The organism is Pyxidicoccus fallax, assembly GCF_012933655.1.
Lineage (GTDB): Bacteria > Myxococcota > Myxococcia > Myxococcales > Myxococcaceae > Myxococcus > Myxococcus fallax.
The window spans coordinates 1-16,774 of sequence record NZ_JABBJJ010000275.1; the positions used below are offsets into that span (position 1 = coordinate 1).

Here is a 16,774-nt window from a genome sequence, read left to right on the forward strand (position 1 = left end):
GGATGGGGACGTGGACTTCGATGGGGATGTGGTGGGGCCCGGAGCATCTGTACGAGGTGGCGCTGCGCGAGTCGGCGACGGCGCTGGCCGAGCGTGGCTACGGCCACGTGCGCGCTGAGGAGCTGGCGAGGGCGGGAGGTATGTCGGTGGGCAGCTTCTACCGGCGCCATGGCAGCAAGGCGGGCTTCGCGCAGGAGGTGCGCCAGTGGGCCGAGGGCGACGTCTGCCGCATCGCGCGTGGAGGCTTCGAGATGGTGCTGGAGCGACCGGAAGGCAGCTTCCGCGAGGCCTTCGATGTCTTCTGGGAGGAGCTGGCGTGGTGCGCGACGAGAAAGCCGGAGCTGTTCCATTTCACCTTCATGCACTGGCATCCGGATTCGCTGGAGCCGGAGGCCTTGGGCAATCAGGCACGGGAGCTGGTGCGGGAGGTGCTGGCGCACGGTGAGCGCGTGGGAGCGCTGGCGCCCGGAAGCGTGCGGGTAGGTGAGGGGCTCATCTGGGGCGCGCTGGCAGAGCTGGTGCGGGCGGTGGCGCGGGGGGACGAGCAGGACGCGCTGGAGAACGTCAAGCCCATGGGGCGAGTGCTCTGGAAGGCGCTGGCGGCGGAGGAGAACCGCGGTGCCGGAAGTGGGCGAACGCCTCCGTCGGAGCGCGATGGCACCGAAGGCACCGACGCGGAAGGCGCGGGGACTCCTTCGCTGGAGGAAGCTGCGACGGAAGGCTCGGCGACAGATGAGCCAGGCGCGTCGATTCCTCTGGAGGAGGAGGCTGCGACAGAAGGCTCGGTGCCTGGTGGGCCGGGCGCGTCGCCGCCAGGCGCAGCAACGCTGGAAGCGCCCGGAACCGAAGACTCGGGTGCGAGCAGCGTGGGGACTCCGCTCTCGGGTCTGGGGCTTGGGGAGGCATCAACGGCCCGCGACTCCGGGACTGCAGCGCTCGAAGCGACGGGAGCGGGACACGCCCTCCAGCGCGAGAGCGTGCTCGCGCCCCTTGCTGCGTGCGCCGCTCCGGTCCGAGCTTCGCCAGGCGGCGCCCTGCTCCGTGCAGGGCCTTACGGCGTCCTGGATGAGTCGGGCGTGATGTTGCGCAACGCGACTTTCACCCCGCTGTTGCAGCCCTCCATCCAAGACGTCACACGCCAGGCCCCTACCCGACTTTCCTGAGAAAGGATTGAAGCTGGCGGTAAGAGTCCGGGCTCGCTGCAATGCTTGTATATCCAGTAACTCCTGCCACCATGCTGCGACCGACGGTGTGCCCCCGCGCCCGTCGTGACAGGCCCGCGCCACCCCTGGACGTCACTCCGGCGTCCGGCAGCGGGCGGAGGTCCGGCTCGTGTCAATCCATCGCAATGACAGTCCTCAATCCCTCTCTCGCCTCACCCTGGCCCTGCTGACGCTCGCGGCGTCCGCCTGTGGTCCGGCGCCCACCGACTCCTCGCCCGAGCCCGTGGGCTCCCAGGCCTCTGCGCTGACCGAGCTGGTCGTCAACGGCAACTTCAATGGAACGACGACGGCTCCCTGGTGGAGCGGGCCCAACACGTCGTCGCGCGTGGACGCGGGCAGGCTGCGCGTGGACGTGGCCGGCGGCACCGTCAACCCGTGGGACGCGCCCATCGGCCAGGACGGCATCGCCCTGGTGAACGGACAGGCCTATACGCTGTCGTTCACCGCCTCGGCCTCGGCGAGCGCCACCGTCCGCGCCACGGTGCAGCTGGGAAGCGCGCCGTACACCGCGCCGCTGGACCAGCGCATCACGCTGGACGCCACGCCCCGGCGCTTCTCGTTCCCGTTCACCTCGTCACTGGCCACCGCCGCGGGTCAGGTCACCTTCCAGCTCGGCGGCCGCGCCGGAGCCTTCTCGGTGTTCCTGGACGACATCTCGCTCAGCACGGGGAACAACCCCAACCCCGGCACCGGGCCGCTGGCGATGACCAATGGCTTCTACGTCGACCCGAACTCCAACCCCGCCAGCTGGGTGCGCGCCAACAGCGGTGACTCGCGCGCGTCCCGCATCCAGTCCGCCATCGCCAGCAAGCCCGGGGCGCGCTGGTTCGGCAACTGGAGCGGCGACATCACCAGCGCCGTCTCCAGCTTCGTCGCCGCCGCGGACGCCGCCGACAAGCTGCCGGTGCTCGTGACCTACAACATCCCGGGACGCGACTGCGGCAGCCACTCCGGTGGCGGCGCGGGCAGCCCGGAGGCCTACCGCGCGTGGATCAACGGGTTCGCCGCCGGCCTCGGCGCCCGTCCCGCCATCGTCATCATCGAGCCGGACGCCGTGGCCCAGCTGGACTGCCTGCCGAACGACGCCGAGCGGCAGACGCGGCTCGGCCTGCTGCGCTACGCCACCGAGCGGATCCGCGACCTCGCGCCGAACACGTGGGCCTATCTCGACGGCGGCAACGCCCGGTGGATTGCCGCGGACACCATGGCGCAGCGGCTGGAGTCCGCCGGCGTGCGCAACATCCGGGGCTTCGCCCTCAACGTGTCGAACTTCTACAGCGTCTCGGAGTCCGCCGCGTACGCGTCGGCCGTCAACACCGCGCTCAACAACCGCTACGGCTACACGCGGCCCTTCGTGGTGGACACCAGCCGCAATGGCAACGGCTCCAACGGGGAGTGGTGCAACCCCGCGGGCCGCAAGCTCGGCACGCCCTCGCAGATTGGCGGCGGCGCGGAGCTGCTCCTGTGGGTGAAGGTCCCGGGTGATTCGGATGGCCAGTGCGGCATCGCCCCGGGGACGCCGGCCGGGACGTTCAGCCCCGACCTGGCGATTCGCCTCATCGACGGCACCTGAGCTCGCGGCGAGGCGGTGCCAGGTGCGCTGGCACCGCCCACGCGGCACGCGGGCTTCAGGAGTTGGCGCGGGTGCGCGCCTTGCTCTTGCCGCTGCCGCTGACGGTCTTCCCGGCAGGACGCGCAGGCCGCGCGCGGCTCATCGTCATCGTGGGCTTGGGGCCGTAGAGCCGCTCGTAGTCCTTCATGCTGCGCTTGATGACCTCGATGGCCTCGGGCTGGTCGTAGACCTCGGCGATCTCCACGCTGCGCTTCCCCTCGCCCGGAATCTGCTTGTACGTGAGGAAGTAGTGCTTGAGCCGGTCCAGCAGCGCGCGCGGCAGCTGCGCGATGTGCTGCAGCTCGCCGTACACCAGGTCCGACTCCAGCACCGCGATGATTTTGTCGTCCGCCTCGTTGCCGTCGACCATCCGGAAGCCGCCGATGGGCACCGCGCGCACCAGCAGGTTGCCGCTGGAGATGACCTTCTCCGTCAGCACGCAGATATCAATCGGGTCGCCGTCGCCGCGGATGTCCCTCATGCCCGTGCGCTCGGCGCAGCGCTTCGCCACCATCTCGTCGCAGTACGTCTGCGGGATGAACCCGTAGAGCGTGGGGCACTGGCTGCTGAAGCGCTGCGGACGGTCCAGCTTCAGGATGCCGGACTCCTTGTCCAGCTCGTACTTCACGGCATCCGTGGGGACGATCTCGATGTACGCAGTGACGATGGATGGGGCGTCATCGCCCGGCGTGATGCCGTGCCAGGGATGCGCCTGCGACGTGGTCTGTACGGGCTTCTTCATCATGATGGTACGTCTCCCGAGCGCCTACACGCCTCGGCATAGAGTCCGGCGACCGCGTCTTCCAGTTGGCGCGTGAGCGCCTCGCGGTCCTGAATCGTCAGGCCCTCGGTGGAGATGGGCTTGCCCACCACCAGCGTCACGCGCTGGCCCCACCGCACCGCCCTACCCCCCTTGGGAAGAATGAGCCGTGTCCCTGACACGGCCATGGGCACCACTGGCACGCCCGCCTGGATGGCGAGCGCCGCCGCCCCCTTCTTGAACGGCCGCAACAGGCCGTCCTCGCTGCGCGTGCCCTCGGCGAAGAAGAGCACGCTCACCCGCTCGCGCACCGCCCGCGCCGCCTCGGACAGGCGGGCCCTGTCTCCCCCGCCCCCCGTGCGCTCCACGGGGATGTTGCCCGAGCGCCGGAGCGCCGCGCCGAACACCGGTATCTTGAAGAGCTCCGCCTTGGCCACGTACCGCGTGTGCTTGCGGATGTGCGCGAAGTTCACCATCGCGTCGTAGTGCGACTGGTGGTTGCACACGAAGACGACATGGCCGTCCTGGGGGATGTTCTCCAGCCCCACCGCCTCGTGCCGCACGCCCGCCGACGCCAGCACCAGCTGGGCCCACGTGTGCAGCGCCTGGTCCGCGGCGTCCGGGTCCTCCCGCAGCGACAGCGCGGACACCACGGCGGAGAACGTCCCCGTGAGCCCCACCGCCGCCGTCCCGGCGAATGCCGTCTGCAGGAGCTTTCGAATCACACGAACTCGTGAGCGGGGAACAGGAGGACGTCCGAGATGCGCTGGACCCCGAGCAGCAACATCAGGATTCGGTCGAGCCCCACGGCGATACCCGCCGAGGGCGGCATTCGGCCTACCGCGTCAAGGAACCGCTCGTCCAGTGGATACACGGACCGCCCCAGCCGCCGCCTGAGTTCCTGTTCTTCCACCAACCGAGTTCGCTGCTCTGTCGGGTCTGTCAGCTCTGAGAACCCATTCGCCAATTCCAGCCCCTTGGCGTACAGCTCCACGCGCTCGGCCACGGCCGGGTCTCCGGGCTTCAGGCGGGATAGCGCCGCCATGGACGCCGGGTACTCGATGAGGAAGGTCGGGCGCTCGTGCCCCAGCCCGGTCTCCACCTTCTGCAGGAAGAGGTGGAAGAAGACGTCGTCGAAGGCCTCCGCGTCGCCGGTGCGCACGCCCACGGCCTCGGCGGCGCGCTTGAGCGAGGGCCCGTCCGCGTGCTCGCGGATGTCCACGCCGGTGGCGCGCAGCACGGCGTCACGCACGGTGAGCCGCTCGTAGGGAGTACGCGTGAAGAAGGCGGGGTCCGCGCCGGGCTCACCCTCGGTGGCCGAGCGCCCGGCCTCCGCGAGCGCGCCCTCCAGGTCCGCCATGATGCCGTGGTAGTCCGCCTGGGGGCGGTAGAACTCCAGCATCGTGAATTCCGGGTTGTGCGTGGGGGACACCTCGCCGTTCCGGAACACCTTGCAGATTTGGAAGAGGGGCCCGGCCCCGTCGGCGAGCAGGCGCTTCATCGCGTACTCGGGGCTGGTGTGGAGGTAGAGGGTGCGAGCGCGACCGACGTCGGTTTCCGGGATGAAGCCGGCCTCGAAGGCGTTGATGTGCGGCTCCATGCCGGGAGCAGGGACGAGCAGTGGCGTCTCCACCTCCAGGTAGCCATGGGCGGCGAAGAAACGTCGCAGGGCGGAGTAGAGGGCCTGTCGGCCCCGGGCGGCCCGCCATTGAGAAAGGTTGGGCATGGGCGGCGCGGAAGTAACATGAGGCACCACATGCACCCAAGGATTCCCCTGCTGCTCGCTGTTGCCTTCTGCATCAGCGCCTGTCCCAAAGGTCCGCCAGCCGATGCCCGGCGGGCGCTCTCCGAGCAGCAGCAGCTCGCCGCCGACGTGAAGGATTTGTCCACGCAGGCGGAGGCGCTCCTGGAGGCGCAGCACCGGCTCGTCTGGGTGTTCTGGACGGAGGGCCGCCACGTGGACGTCGCCGGGACGTACGTGGGCAAGGAGACGCTCTTCAGCATCGAGAACATCCGCAAAATCGACCGGCTGCGGCAGCTCACGCAGGACCCGCGCGAGGTGCGCGCCCTCACCGCGCTGCACTCGCACTTCGCGGGCGAGTACCTCTCGCGCGCGCTGGCCGAGTTCAACGACGCGGCGGCCAACCTGGAGGCGTCCCTCACCTTCACGGTGGAGGGCAAGGAGCTGCGCTACCGGAATCTGGAGAAGCTGCTCGCCAACGAGCGCTCGGTGACGAAGCGGCGGGCCATGTACGCCGCGGCCACGCCGGCGATTGAGCGGCTCAACCAGACGCTGCGGCGCCGCGAGGAGCGCGCCGAGGAGCTGGTGCGCGAGCTGGGCTTCGCCTCGTACGAGGCCTTCGGCAGCGAGCTGCGGCAGGCGGACCTGGGGCGGCTGAGCGTGCTGGCGGAGGAAATCCTCGAGGCCACGCAGGGGCCGTACCGCGTCGTCATGGAGCGGCTGAGCCAGCGCGAGCTGGGCATGCCCTTCAAGGACATCACCCGCGCGGACATGCCCCGGCTGTTCCGCTCGCGCGAGGTGGAGGACGCCTTTCCCAAGGGCGAGTCGCTGCTCAAGGCGCACGGCACGCTGTCGGGCATGGGTATCGACCTCTCCGAGATGCCCAACGTGAAGATTGATTCACGTGACATCCAGGGGAAGAACTCGCGCCCGCTGGCGCTGGCGGTGCGGGTGCCGGACGACGTGCGGCTGTCCTTCAAGCCGGGCACGGGCGTGCTGCACCAGGGACGGGTGCTGCACGAGTTCGGCCACGTGCTGCACGTGGCCTTCACGAAGGAGCCGCGCTTCGAGCTGTCGCGGCTGGGCAACCCCACGGTGGGCAAGGCGTACTCGGCGCTCTTCGCGGACCTGGTGGAGGACCCGGTGTGGCTGGAGGAGCACGCGGGCGTGGCGGGCGAGCAACGCGCGAAGTACCTGGCGGCCTCCAGCGCGCACAAGCTGTACCTCATCCGGCATGCGGCGGGGCGGCTCTTGTACCAGCTGGAGCTGCACCGGCGCGCGGACGCGGACCCGCAGGAGCTGTACCGCGAAATCATGTCGCGCACGGACGACATCCCGATGACGAACGAGGACGTCGTGCGCTACCTCGTGGACCAGGAGGACTTCTTCCAGTCCGCGGACAACTTCCGCGCGTGGTTCCTCGCGGGCCAGCTGCAGGCCCAGCTCAAGGCGCGCTTCGGCCCGGCGTGGTGGCGCTCGCCGCAGTCCGGCGCGTTCCTCAAGGAGCTGTGGGCCAGGGGCAACGCGCTGTCCGCGCGCGAGGTGGCCGAGGCCATCGGCGAGAAGGGCATCGAGCCGGACGTGCTGCTGTTGCGCCTGGGCACCACGCTGCAGGTGCCCATGAAGCTCAACCTGGAGGGCGTGGAGGACGCCATCCTCCCGGCCGCCCCGGGCCTGGAGGACTTCACCCAGCCGCCGCCTCCTCCAGGTCTGGAGGAGTTCACGCCCCAGCCCGAGCAGAAGGGCCCGGTACCGCAGTCGGGCAGCGGCGACGGCCGCTGAGCCGCGAGGGGAGGCTCACCGGGGCGCCTGCCCGGCCCGCGAAGCTCCCGGCGAGACACGCACGCGGCCGCGCCCCCGGGCTCCGGGCACGAAAAAACCTCCGTCCCCTTCGGAGACGGAGGCCTTCGCATCAGCCGCGCAGTGAGCCCTGCGTTACAGCAGCTTCATCAGCTCCGCGCGCTTGGCGTTGTACTCCTCGTCGGAGAGCACGCCCGCGTCCTTCAGCTCCTTGATCTCCTTCAGGCGCTGCGCGGGGCTGCGCGTGTCGGCGGGAGGCGCCGCCTGGGGCGGGGGCTGCTGCTGGTGCTGCTGGTTGTTCATGTTCATGAACTGCTGGGCCATGCCGAAGCCCATGCCCATGCCCATGCCACCCAGCGCGTTGCCGGAGCCCTCGCCGCCCTTGGCCATGCCCTCGGCGGCACCCAGCATCGCCTGCCCCTGCGCGTACTGCTGGAAGCCACCGGCCAGGCGCGAGTACGCCACGTCCTTGGACAGCTTCTTCAGCGTCGCCTCGTCCTCCGGCTTGATGCTGATGTGGAAGTTGCCCATCCGCACCACGGTGAGGCCGTAGGTGTCCACGTGCGGCTTCAGCCCGCCGATGACCTCGGTCTCGATTTCCTCCGTGTACGCGCCGCTCGTCACGTCCAGCAGCGGCCAGCGCTTCTTCACCAGCAGCTCGGCGATGCGGTCCTTCGTCACCTTGAGCACCTGGCTCTTGAACCACTGGAGCAGCTCGTCGTTGCCGGTGCGGCCCATGCCGACGAGGCCCACCACCAGCTTCTCCGGGTCCGTCACGCGGATGGAGAAGTCGCCGTACACCATGGTGCCGATGCCCAGGCCCGTCTCCGGATCCCTCACGTCACCGATGGGACCGCCGAACTTCACCCCGGCGAACTCGCGCACCGAGACGAAGAAGACCTCCGAGACGAAGAGGTTGCCGCCGGTGAACTTCTCCAGCAGCCGCGACAGGAACGGGATGTTGTTGGTGTCCAGCGAGTGGCGGCCGGGCCCGAGCTTGCCCTCCACCTTGCCGTCCTTCACGAAGAGGGCGACCTCGTCCGCGTCGACGGTGAGCTGAGTCATCATCCGGACGTTGTTCTCCGGATACTTGTAGATGATCTCGCCCTTCGCCGTGTCCGCACGGGCAATGAAGTTGCGCTTCGCCTCGCCCTTGATGGAATCGAAGATACCCATTGCTAGTCAGCGCCTCCGTGGCCGCGTCGGCAGCCGGTCAACCCGCACCGCCACCCAATCCTCTTAAGAACGTGGCACGCCGGACGAAAACACGCCCGCTTTCGCCCGCCTGCCTGCTCGTAAGATGCCAGTTTCACTGGCCTTTGCCTAGCCGCACGCCAGCCGGGCGGCTTGAAAACACAGGGTAACGGACGTCAGCCCCAGCGGCTCACCAATCGCTCGCGGTCCAGCAGGCGGATGCTGGCCCACAGGAGGATGGCGTCCAGCACCAGCACCACCGCGCCCTGGAGGGCGTAGTAGCCGAGCCCCGCCTTGAGGAAGCCGGCCACCTGCCCTCCCACCATTCCGACGATGGGCAGCACCACCAGCGCGGCCAGCTGCTGCGCCATGCGCGCCTCGCTCACCCGCGCGGAGATGAGCACCGCCACGCCGTTGCCGAAGAAGGCGAACAGGGGGGCGATGACGAACACGCCGAACGTCCACAGCGCGTCCGGCATCAGCGGCATCTTCACCAGCGGCCACGCGACGATGTCCACGCCCACGCAGAAGAAGACGAAGGCCACCCACGTAATCGCCACCGCGGGCACCAGCGCCGCCAGGCTCTTGCCCGTCACCAACTCCGCGGCCGTCACCGGCGAGGCCAGGAGCGGCTCCAGCGTGCGCCGCTCCTTCTCGCCCGCCACGCTCTGCGACGCGACGAGGATGGGGACGAACACCGGCATCACCAGGAACATGCCGAACCAGTCGGTGAGCGTCTTGTCGATGAGGAAGCGCGCCGCGCTCGCGCCCAAAGGCAGCGTGGGGTCATAGAACAGCGCCACGCTGCGCAGGTCCGCGTGGTTGGGCGTGCGCACGTAGGACCAGACGACGCCAATGGGCACCAGCACCATGACGGTGGGCAGCACCGCCATGGACACCAGGAGGCCCACGTTCTTGCGCAGGTCCAGGAAGTCCTTCCAGAACACCGCCAGGGCCCGCCGGGGACGAAACGCCATGGACTACCCCCTCCCCTCGCGCAACAGCTCCAGGTAGACCTCTTCCAGCGGCCGCTGGGCCGGCACCGCGCTGTGCACCCGCGCGCCCGCGCCCACCAGGCACGCCACCACCTCCGGGGCGTGCGCCTCGTCCGCCAGCATGACGCGCAGCCGCGCCCCTTCCGCCAGCACGTTGGGCGCGAAGGGCAGCGACACCAGCACGTTGCGGAAGCGCTCCGCCTCCCCCTCCACGCGCACGTCCAGCGCGTGCCCCGCCCGCCGCAGCTCCTTCACCGGCCCCATGGCCAGCAGGCGCCGCTTCACCACGGCCACGCGCTCGCACAGGCGCTCCACCTCCGCCAGGTTGTGCGAGCACAGGACGATGGTGCGCCCCTCCGACGCCAGCTCCGCCACCGAGTCGCGCACCGTGCGCGCGGACTCGGGGTCCAACCCGCTGGTGGGCTCGTCCAGGAAGATGACGCGCGGGTCGTGCACCAGCGTGCGGACGATGGCCAGCTTCTGGCGCATGCCCTTGGAGAAGCCGCCCACCGGCTCCGCCTCGCGCCCGCCCAGCCCGAAGCGCTCCAGGTAGTGCATGGCGCGGGGCCACGCCTGGGCCTCGTCCAGTTCGTGCAGCTTCATGAAGAAGCGCAGGTTCTCCCGCGCGGTGAGCCTGTCGTAGAGGCCGGGCTGCTCCGTGAGCAGGCCCACCACCTTGCGCAGCGCCTCACCGTCCCGGTCCACCCGGTGGCCCCACACGCTGGCCTCGCCCTCGCTGGGACGAAGGAGGCCGGTGAGCATGCGCACCGTGGTGGTCTTCCCGGCGCCGTTGGGCCCGAGCAGGCCGAACACCTCGCCGGGCCGCACGTGGAAGGTGAGCCCCTCCACGGCGGTGCGCTCGCCGAAGCGCTTGCCAAGACCTTCGACGAGGATGCCGCTCAATCGACGGTCACCAGGACGAACTTGTTGTTGATGTCCCGGTCGATGGGGGTGACGACCTTGTCGGAGCCCACCGCGTTGCGCAGCAGGTTGAGGCGGGTGTGCTCCACCAGCACCCACTCGCGGCCGGGCCGCGCGGCCAGGTTGCGCATCCGGGTGTTGGCGTCGCTGGTGCGGTACTGCTCCACCGTGTTGCTCGAGTAGAGCGTCTCACCGCGCCAGTTCATCATGTACGCGACGATGGGCTCGTCCGCCTTGCGCTGCGCGTAGTAGCGCCAGAAGAGGTCGCGCTGCGTCCAGTGGTGGGACAGGTCCACCCAGTGGCTCCAGTTGAACCAGAGGGCCACGCCCGCCGCGAGCGCCCAGAAGGTGCCGAACAGCATCACCCGCGCGCGCATCAGCGACGCCACCACCGCCATGGCGCCGGCCACCGCGAAGGTGAAGCCCAGGGACGACTTGATGTTGACGGGCTCCTTCAGCGCGTTGAGCAGCGAGTCCTCCGCCACCGGGTTGCGGAAGCCGCGCGCCGCGAGCGCCACGCCCGCCACCGCCAGCAGGCCCGCCACCGTCTGCAGGCTGGAGCGGCCCTCCGTCCCCGGCCGCGTGGACTGCCAGCCCAGGAAGCCGGCCACGCCCACCAGCGCCACGCCCACCAGCGCCGTCATGGACACCTGCGCCTGCGACGCCACCGCGCCCAGCGAGGCCACACCCAACAGCAGCAGCAGCAGCGCCACCGCGCGAGAGCCCGGCGTCGCCTTGTTCTTCGCGCTCGGCGCGAAGGCGTCGAAGGACAGGTACACGCCGAAGGCCAGCAGCACCAGCGTCACCAGGTCCCCCGTCCACAGCGGGCGCGAGGCGAAGAAGGCGATGGGCTTGGACACCAGTTCCTGCGGATAGGGCCGGTCGTAGTTGTAGACGAACAGGTCGGTGAAGTGCTTCGGGTTCTCCGACAGGTCCTTGCCCACCAGCACGAAGAGGACGAGGCCGAAGATGAGGCTCACCGCGTGCGCGGAGATGCCCTCCTCCCAGAGCCGGTCCGCGAAGAGGGCCAGCAGGATGGCCATGCCCGGCAGCACCGGGAAGACGTAGTGGTGGAACTTGGTGGCGCTGGAGGCCAGCAGCCAGAAGGAGAAGGCCACCCACAGCACCGCGATGATGGCCAGGTGGTCCGCCTTCTTCTCCGAGCGCAGCTTGAGGCGCGCCACCACCGCGAAGGCGCCGGGCAGCAGGGCCACCCAGGGGAAGATGGCGTAGCCACCCTGCTCGATGAAGTAGATGAAGGTGCCGCCCGGCGTCGTGGTGTGCACGCCCGCGGTGAGGCGGTTCAGGTGGTCGTGGACGAAGAAGCGGTACCAGAAGAGCTTGCCCTCGTCGTCCACGCTCTCGAAGAGGGACATCGTGAGGTACCAGGGCGCCGCCACCGCGAGGAAGACGAGGATGCCGGTGCCCAGGTGCATCCGGAACATCTGGCCCCACAGCACCGGCATGGGCCGGCGGCCCTCGCGCACGTCCTTGCGGAAGCCGCGGTCCATCAGCCACTTGAGGTGCGCGTCGATGCTGGCGCCGTCCCAGGGGATGACGGCCAGCGCCGCGTACAGCACGAGGATGACGGCGGGCAGGCCCACGCCGAGCAGGCCCTTGGCCAGCGTGGACAGGCCGGCGAAGAAGTAGAAGCCGTACCACCACGCGGAGCGGTGCTTCGTCGTCTCATCCAGCTGACCGATGAGCGCGCACGCCATGGCGCAGATGAACGTGGTGACGAAGGGCGTGTCCGTCACCGTCTGCCGCGTGAGCAGGAAGTACAGCGGCATGGTGGCCAGGATGAAGCCGGTGGCCAGACCCGCGCGCCGGCTCACCACCCGCGCCACCGCCAGCGACAGCAGCGCCACCGCGGTGATGCTCAGGAGGGCGAAGGGCATTCGCATGCCCCACTCGGTGAACAGGGCCAGCGCCCCGTCGGTGTTCACCGTGCCCGCCACCTGCATCCCCAGCGCCTGCATCCACATGGTGAGGGGCGGCTTGGAGAAGAACCAGGAGCCTTCCCAGTACGGGTACACATAGTCGCGGCGGACGATCATCATCCGCGCCACCTCGCCGTAGTGCGTCTCCCAGCAGTCCCAGAGGCCCACCGCCCCGAGGTAGGGCAGGAAGATGAGGGCCGCGAAGCCGGCCGTGGCCAGCACGACGCGCGCGCTGAACGGCAGCGCGTGCCACCGCGACATCCACTTCGCCGAGAGGGTCTCCTTCCCGAGGATGGCCTCGGTGAAGGTCTGCTCGCGCTGCTGTTCGCCTTCGCTCGCCACGGGCTGAAGCTCCTTGAGTCGTTTCGGGCGGTTGGCCCGCGCCATGGGGACGGGCCGCGGACTTATATCCCCCTCGCCCCCGCCGGTCGACCACCGCCAATGCGACCGCCGTGTGCCCGGTTGCGCGCCATTGTGCAGGAGGTTGCACAGGGGGAGAGTCCAACCCCGCGAAAGCACGCCCGGCCGCCGGGGGCACGGGCCTTGTAACGGCCGCCACCGCCGGCCCTTCCCGACTTCTTTCGCCCCGGGCCGTGACGTCGAGGAGACCTCATGCTCGTTCCAGCGGTGGCCCTGGGTTGTGCCCTCCTGCTCGCACAGACGGAAGGCGAGGAGGCTCGGGTGGCGGATGTCCTGCCCGTGCTCCGGGTGGAGCCCGCGGAGCCGCCCGTCATACAGCCACCCGCCTCTCCCCTGCCCCGGCAGGACTGGTACGCCCCCAAGGTCTGCCTGAGGTTGCCCCCGACGAAGGAGGTGCCCTCCGGCCAGTGGCGGGCCCAGTGTGACGCCAAGGCGCGGCGGTGCCTGGTGGCACCGAGGTACGAGAGGGACGCCGAGGGCCAGGAAACGGAGCGCCCGCTGGAGCGGGTGAGGGCATGTACAGAGGAGTTCCATACCCCGGACGCGGCGCTGCTGAAGACGTACCGGCTGGAGCCCGCGGTCGCCGAGGCGCCCCCCGGCTGGTACCGCGACGAGCGCGGACGGGTGATGCAGTTCAACTTCGACCTGAACCGGCGCCTCTGGCTGGGCGGCGCGTGGGCACCGCTGTGGCGCGAGGGCGATGCAGCGGGGCGGATGCGCGCGGACTTCGGCATCGCGGTGGAGATTCCCGGCGAGGGGCGGCGCCTGCACCGGCTCCGCTTCATCGAGACGGAGCTGTACCTGGGGGACCTGGCCGGCTTCGACAGCACGCTGATGCGCTACGACTTCAGCGTGGAGCGCAAGGAGCCGTTGTTCCGGGTGACGACGTTCTTCGGCAAGCCCCGGCGGTACGACATCGACATCAACCTGGGCCTGTGGATGGAGGTGCTGCACGCGGAGGAACTGGAGCGCGGTGCCACGGAGGCGGGGTTCCTCACCTGGGGCGCGGTGCACGCGACGCTGGACCTGTGGCACTCGAAGGACCTGGTGTCCTACGTGCGCGTGCGCGCCGGTCCGTCCGTGGAGCGCGACTACAAGAATGGGTTCACCACGCTGGTGCCGGGCGCGGTGCTGGAGGGTGACCTGACGCTGGACCGGGATGGGTTCCACCACCTGCGCCTGGGCGTGGAGGCGGAGAAGGTGCTGCTGGCCCAGAGGGTGGAGGGCCGCCCGCTGCGTCCGGAGCGGCTGCGCGTGAGCGCCGGCTACGAGTTCATCCTCCTGGCCATCAATGACCAGCCGCTGAGCCTCGTGGTGGACGGGCGCGGCGCGTGGCGCGAGGACCTGGCGAACGTGCCGGCGCGGTGGGAGTGGTCCGCCGCCGCGGGGCTGCGCTACTCGCTGTGGGCTCCGGCGCGCCGCTCGGCGCCGAAGGCCCCGGACGTGGGGGAGTAGCCGCGTGCTCGCGCTCGGACTGGCGTTGCTGCTCACCGCGACGGAGGCACCGGAGCGTGACGCGCACGCGGAGCCTCCAGTGCGCGCGGCTCCTTCAATGCGCAAGGCGCACGCCCCCCGGGAGCCGGATACCACTCCGTGCCTCCCACTGGACGCGCGCGGTGAGCCCTATCCCATCTGCTTCGACCCGGGGGACGGACTGGTGCTGGGCACGGGCCTCCGTGTCCGGGACGGAACCGGGGCGACCTCGCTGCGCGCGGGCGTGCACCTCCGCACCGGGCGCACGAGCAGGAGCAAGGGCACGCCCTGGTTCAACAGCCACCGCCTGCTCGGCCTGGACGCCTGGGGCGGCGCGCGGCGTGGCCTCACCTTCACCGCGTACGACGCCACGCTGCGCCGGCACCTGGAGGAGGGCTTCATCCTCGTGCCCACCGCGCGCCCGCTGCGCCTCCCCTTCCCCTTCGACGTGACGCTGGCGCCACGCCTGGGGCACCTGGAGCGGCGCGTGTGGGAAGGCCCCGGCTGGACGCTGGAGACCGGACGCGTGGGGCTGCTGCTGGACCCGATTCGCTCCGAGACGGAGCACGTGTGGCTGGGCGTGGGGCCCGTGGCCAGCCACACGCTGCGGCGCTCGCGGGACGGCGCCGAGCACACGGTGTCTCCCTTCACGACGCTGATGCTCGACGCGGGCCTGGAGTCCGGGGACGGGCTGTGGGCCCTGCGCGCGTCGGGGCTGGCCGGGTGGAGCCTCGGCCTCGATAACGGGACGTTCTTCCGCGCGCGGGCCGAGGCGGGACTGGAGCGCGTGCTGCTCGCGGTGGCCGACCAGCCGGTGGTGCTCCAGCTCTCCGGCGCCTACGCGCACCGGGACGCGGGGCTCGCCCGCCGCAGCGAGTGGACCGCGAGCGCGGGACTCGCGGTGCGCGCCTTCAGCGCGCGGTGGTGAGGCGGCTCCACCTGGTCGGAGCGTTCGCGTAGCCTCCTGTCAGTCCGGGTGCGGAGCGCCGTCTCCTGGGAGCCCCGGCACGCCGCCGGCGGGAAGGAGGGCATCATGGAGAGAAAGCTCGTCTCGATTCAGCGCATCGACCACCTGGAGCCCATTCCCGGAGCGGACAACATCCTCAAGGCCCGGGTGATGGGCTGGGACGTGGTGGTGAAGAAGGGCGAGTTCACCGCCGGGGACCCGTGCGTCTTCTTCGAAATCGACAGCGTGCTGCCCGAGGGCCGCGAGTGGGCGGAGTTCCTCCGGCCGAGGGGCTTCCGCGTGAAGACGGCGCGCCTGAGGGGCGTGCTGTCGCAGGGGCTCGCGCTGCCCACGTCCATCCTCCCCGGCGAGGTGCCGTCGCATGGGACGGACGTGCGAGACGCGCTCGGCGTCGTGAAGTACGAGCCGCCGCTGCCCGACGGGAGCGGTGTCGCCGGGCCCTTCCCGGGCCAGGTGCCGAGGACGGATGAAATCCGCCTGCAGTCGGCCCTGGGCGTCCTCGAGGAGATTCGCGGGCTCGACTTCTTCGTGACGACGAAGCTGGACGGGACGTCGGCGACCTTCTTCCGGCCGCTGGAGGGCGAGCTGGTGGCGTGCTCGCGCAACTGGGCGGTGAAGCGCGGGACGAACCCGCTGTGGGCCATGGCCGAGCGGTACAGGCTCGACACCGTGCTGCCCCCGGGCTTCGCGGTGCAGGGGGAGCTGTGCGGCCCCGGCATCCAGAAGAACCGCCTGGGCCTCACGCAGCCGGACCTGTTCATCTTCAGCGTCCATGACACCCGCGCGGGCCGCTTCCTGGGGCACGCGGAGTTCATCGCCTTCTGCGCGGAGCACGGGCTGCGCACCGTGCCGGTGGAGCATGTCGTCACCGGCGAGGCGGCGCGGACGTTCGACCACGGCCTGGAGCACTACCTGAAGCTCGCCCAGGGCTTCTACACGGGCACGAAGAACCGCAAGGAGGGCATCGTCGTGAGGCCGCTCGTCGAGCGGCTGTCGCCCACGCTCGCGGGCAGCAGGCTGTCGTTCAAGGTCATCAACAACGACTTCCTGCTCAAGGACGAGGACTGAGGGTTTCCGGGCGCTCCGGTGGCGCGGAGCGCCCGGGCCCTGCTGGTTCGGAGCGCCCGGGCTCCAGCACCGTGGGGGCCGGCGCCTCCATCACCGCCCGCAGCGCCAGCTCCGCGGCCCGCAGCCGCGCGTCGCGCGGGTCCACCCTGCGCGCCTCCTCCAGCCGCGCCAGCGCGCGCGCCACGTCGCCCCGCGCCAGCTCACAGCGCACGCCGGCCTCCAGCGCCCCCGTGTCCGAGGGGCCGTAGACCTGGGCCTCCGCCGCCGCGTGGCACCCGTCGTCCACCCGCCCCGCCTCGAAGAGGGCGCGCGCCAATTCCACGCGCGTCTCCACCTGCGAGGGCGCCCGCCGCACCGCGTCCGCCAGCGGCGCCACCGCCTCCTCCGGCAGGCCCCAGCGCCGCAGCACCCCGCCCAGCGCGCGCAGCGGCCCCGGCGCGCCCGGCACCAGCAGCGCCCGCGCCCGCGCCTCGCGCAGCACCGCCGGCTCGCCGAAGCGCAGTTCCGCCACCATCCGGTCCACCACCGCCTCGTAGGCCGGGTACGCCGCGGGCCACGTGAAGACGAGCCGGTACACCCAGTCGCCGCGCGGCACGAAGAGGGCCGTCAGGTGCGTGGCCCCACCCGGGCCCTCCAGCTCCTGTCGCTTATACACATCTG

Annotated in this window: 14 protein-coding genes; 6 read left to right on the plus strand and 8 right to left on the minus strand. The window is 70.5% G+C overall.

Going from position 1 to position 16,774, the window contains the following annotated elements; genetic code table 11:
• A partial coding sequence (locus HG543_RS39265; RefSeq protein ID WP_211194456.1) for a TetR/AcrR family transcriptional regulator occupies positions 1-1,163 on the plus strand: 1,163 nt, incomplete at its 5' end.
• Between the two features lie 169 nt (positions 1,164-1,332).
• A complete protein-coding gene (locus HG543_RS39270) occupies positions 1,333-2,796 on the plus strand; it encodes a glycoside hydrolase family 6 protein (protein ID WP_169350047.1) in 1,464 nt (487 codons plus the stop codon).
• Positions 2,797-2,851: 55 nt separating this feature from the next.
• Here the strand turns inward: HG543_RS39270 and HG543_RS39275 are convergent, their stop codons facing one another.
• The 3 genes from HG543_RS39275 to epmA are packed head-to-tail and all read right to left on the minus strand — an operon-like array spanning position 2,852 to position 5,321.
• Complete coding sequence (locus HG543_RS39275; protein ID WP_169350058.1) at positions 2,852-3,577, minus strand: inorganic pyrophosphatase; 726 nt, start codon at positions 3,575-3,577, stop codon at positions 2,852-2,854.
• Complete coding sequence (locus HG543_RS39280; RefSeq protein ID WP_169350048.1) at positions 3,577-4,320, minus strand: 1-acylglycerol-3-phosphate O-acyltransferase; 744 nt, start codon at positions 4,318-4,320, stop codon at positions 3,577-3,579. Before HG543_RS39280 ends, HG543_RS39275 begins: the two co-directional genes overlap by 1 nt.
• Complete coding sequence (gene epmA, locus HG543_RS39285) at positions 4,317-5,321, minus strand: EF-P lysine aminoacylase EpmA (protein WP_169350049.1); 1,005 nt, start codon at positions 5,319-5,321, stop codon at positions 4,317-4,319. Before epmA ends, HG543_RS39280 begins: the two co-directional genes overlap by 4 nt.
• A 30-nt stretch (positions 5,322-5,351) precedes the next feature.
• Here epmA and HG543_RS39290 point away from each other — a divergent pair, with 30 nt between their 5' ends.
• A complete protein-coding gene (locus tag HG543_RS39290; protein WP_169350050.1) occupies positions 5,352-7,118 on the plus strand; it encodes a chromosome segregation protein SMC in 1,767 nt (588 codons plus the stop codon).
• A 153-nt stretch (positions 7,119-7,271) separates the two neighbouring features.
• Here HG543_RS39290 and HG543_RS39295 read toward each other — a convergent pair whose 3' ends face one another.
• The 4 genes from HG543_RS39295 to HG543_RS39310 form a co-directional block, all read right to left on the minus strand.
• Positions 7,272-8,312 (minus strand): SPFH domain-containing protein, encoded by a 1,041-nt coding sequence (locus tag HG543_RS39295; protein WP_169350051.1) that lies wholly within the window; start codon positions 8,310-8,312, stop codon positions 7,272-7,274.
• Between the two features lie 194 nt (positions 8,313-8,506).
• Positions 8,507-9,307, minus strand: coding sequence for an ABC transporter permease subunit (locus HG543_RS39300; RefSeq protein WP_169350052.1), 801 nt, complete (start codon positions 9,305-9,307; stop codon positions 8,507-8,509).
• A gap of 3 nt (positions 9,308-9,310) precedes the next feature.
• The gene (locus tag HG543_RS39305) at positions 9,311-10,228 is read right to left on the minus strand and encodes an ABC transporter ATP-binding protein (protein WP_169350053.1); all 918 of its coding nucleotides are present in this window, start codon (positions 10,226-10,228) and stop codon (positions 9,311-9,313) included.
• Positions 10,225-12,528, minus strand: a complete 2,304-nt coding sequence (locus HG543_RS39310; RefSeq protein WP_169350054.1) for a glycosyltransferase family 39 protein — start codon at positions 12,526-12,528, stop codon at positions 10,225-10,227. The genes HG543_RS39305 and HG543_RS39310 overlap by 4 nt, the downstream gene beginning before the upstream one ends.
• Positions 12,529-12,798: 270 nt before the next feature.
• Here HG543_RS39310 and HG543_RS39315 point away from each other — a divergent pair, with 270 nt between their 5' ends.
• The 3 genes from HG543_RS39315 to HG543_RS39325 all read left to right on the plus strand — a co-directional run bounded on the left by HG543_RS39315 (position 12,799) and on the right by HG543_RS39325 (position 16,114).
• Positions 12,799-14,061: a hypothetical protein gene (locus HG543_RS39315; RefSeq protein WP_169350055.1), complete on the plus strand. Its 1,263-nt coding sequence runs from the start codon at positions 12,799-12,801 to the stop codon at positions 14,059-14,061.
• A 4-nt stretch (positions 14,062-14,065) separates the two neighbouring features.
• Positions 14,066-15,007, plus strand: a complete 942-nt coding sequence (locus HG543_RS39320; RefSeq protein WP_169350056.1) for a hypothetical protein — start codon at positions 14,066-14,068, stop codon at positions 15,005-15,007.
• Positions 15,008-15,112: 105 nt separating this feature from the next.
• Positions 15,113-16,114, plus strand: a complete 1,002-nt coding sequence (locus HG543_RS39325) for an RNA ligase (ATP) (protein ID WP_169350057.1) — start codon at positions 15,113-15,115, stop codon at positions 16,112-16,114.
• On the opposite strand, the gene HG543_RS39330 is transcribed toward HG543_RS39325, so the two are convergent.
• Positions 16,098-16,774: tetratricopeptide repeat protein (locus HG543_RS39330; protein WP_369334971.1), on the minus strand; the 677-nt coding region annotated here is incomplete at its 5' end. The two genes, HG543_RS39325 and HG543_RS39330, sit on opposite strands and share 17 nt — an antisense overlap.

Excerpts from the sequence above, each read along its gene's own strand:
- HG543_RS39275 (WP_169350058.1), bottom strand. The coding sequence starts at position 3,577 with ATGAAGAAGCCCGTACAGACCACGTCGCAGGCGCATCCCTGGCACGGC.
- epmA (WP_169350049.1), bottom strand. The coding sequence starts at position 5,321 with ATGCCCAACCTTTCTCAATGGCGGGCCGCCCGGGGCCGACAGGCCCTC.
- HG543_RS39290 (WP_169350050.1), top strand. The coding sequence starts at position 5,352 with ATGCACCCAAGGATTCCCCTGCTGCTCGCTGTTGCCTTCTGCATCAGC.
- HG543_RS39295 (WP_169350051.1), bottom strand. The coding sequence starts at position 8,312 with ATGGGTATCTTCGATTCCATCAAGGGCGAGGCGAAGCGCAACTTCATT.
- HG543_RS39300 (WP_169350052.1), bottom strand. The coding sequence starts at position 9,307 with ATGGCGTTTCGTCCCCGGCGGGCCCTGGCGGTGTTCTGGAAGGACTTC.
- HG543_RS39315 (WP_169350055.1), top strand. The coding sequence starts at position 12,799 with ATGCTCGTTCCAGCGGTGGCCCTGGGTTGTGCCCTCCTGCTCGCACAG.
- HG543_RS39325 (WP_169350057.1), top strand. The coding sequence starts at position 15,113 with ATGGAGAGAAAGCTCGTCTCGATTCAGCGCATCGACCACCTGGAGCCC.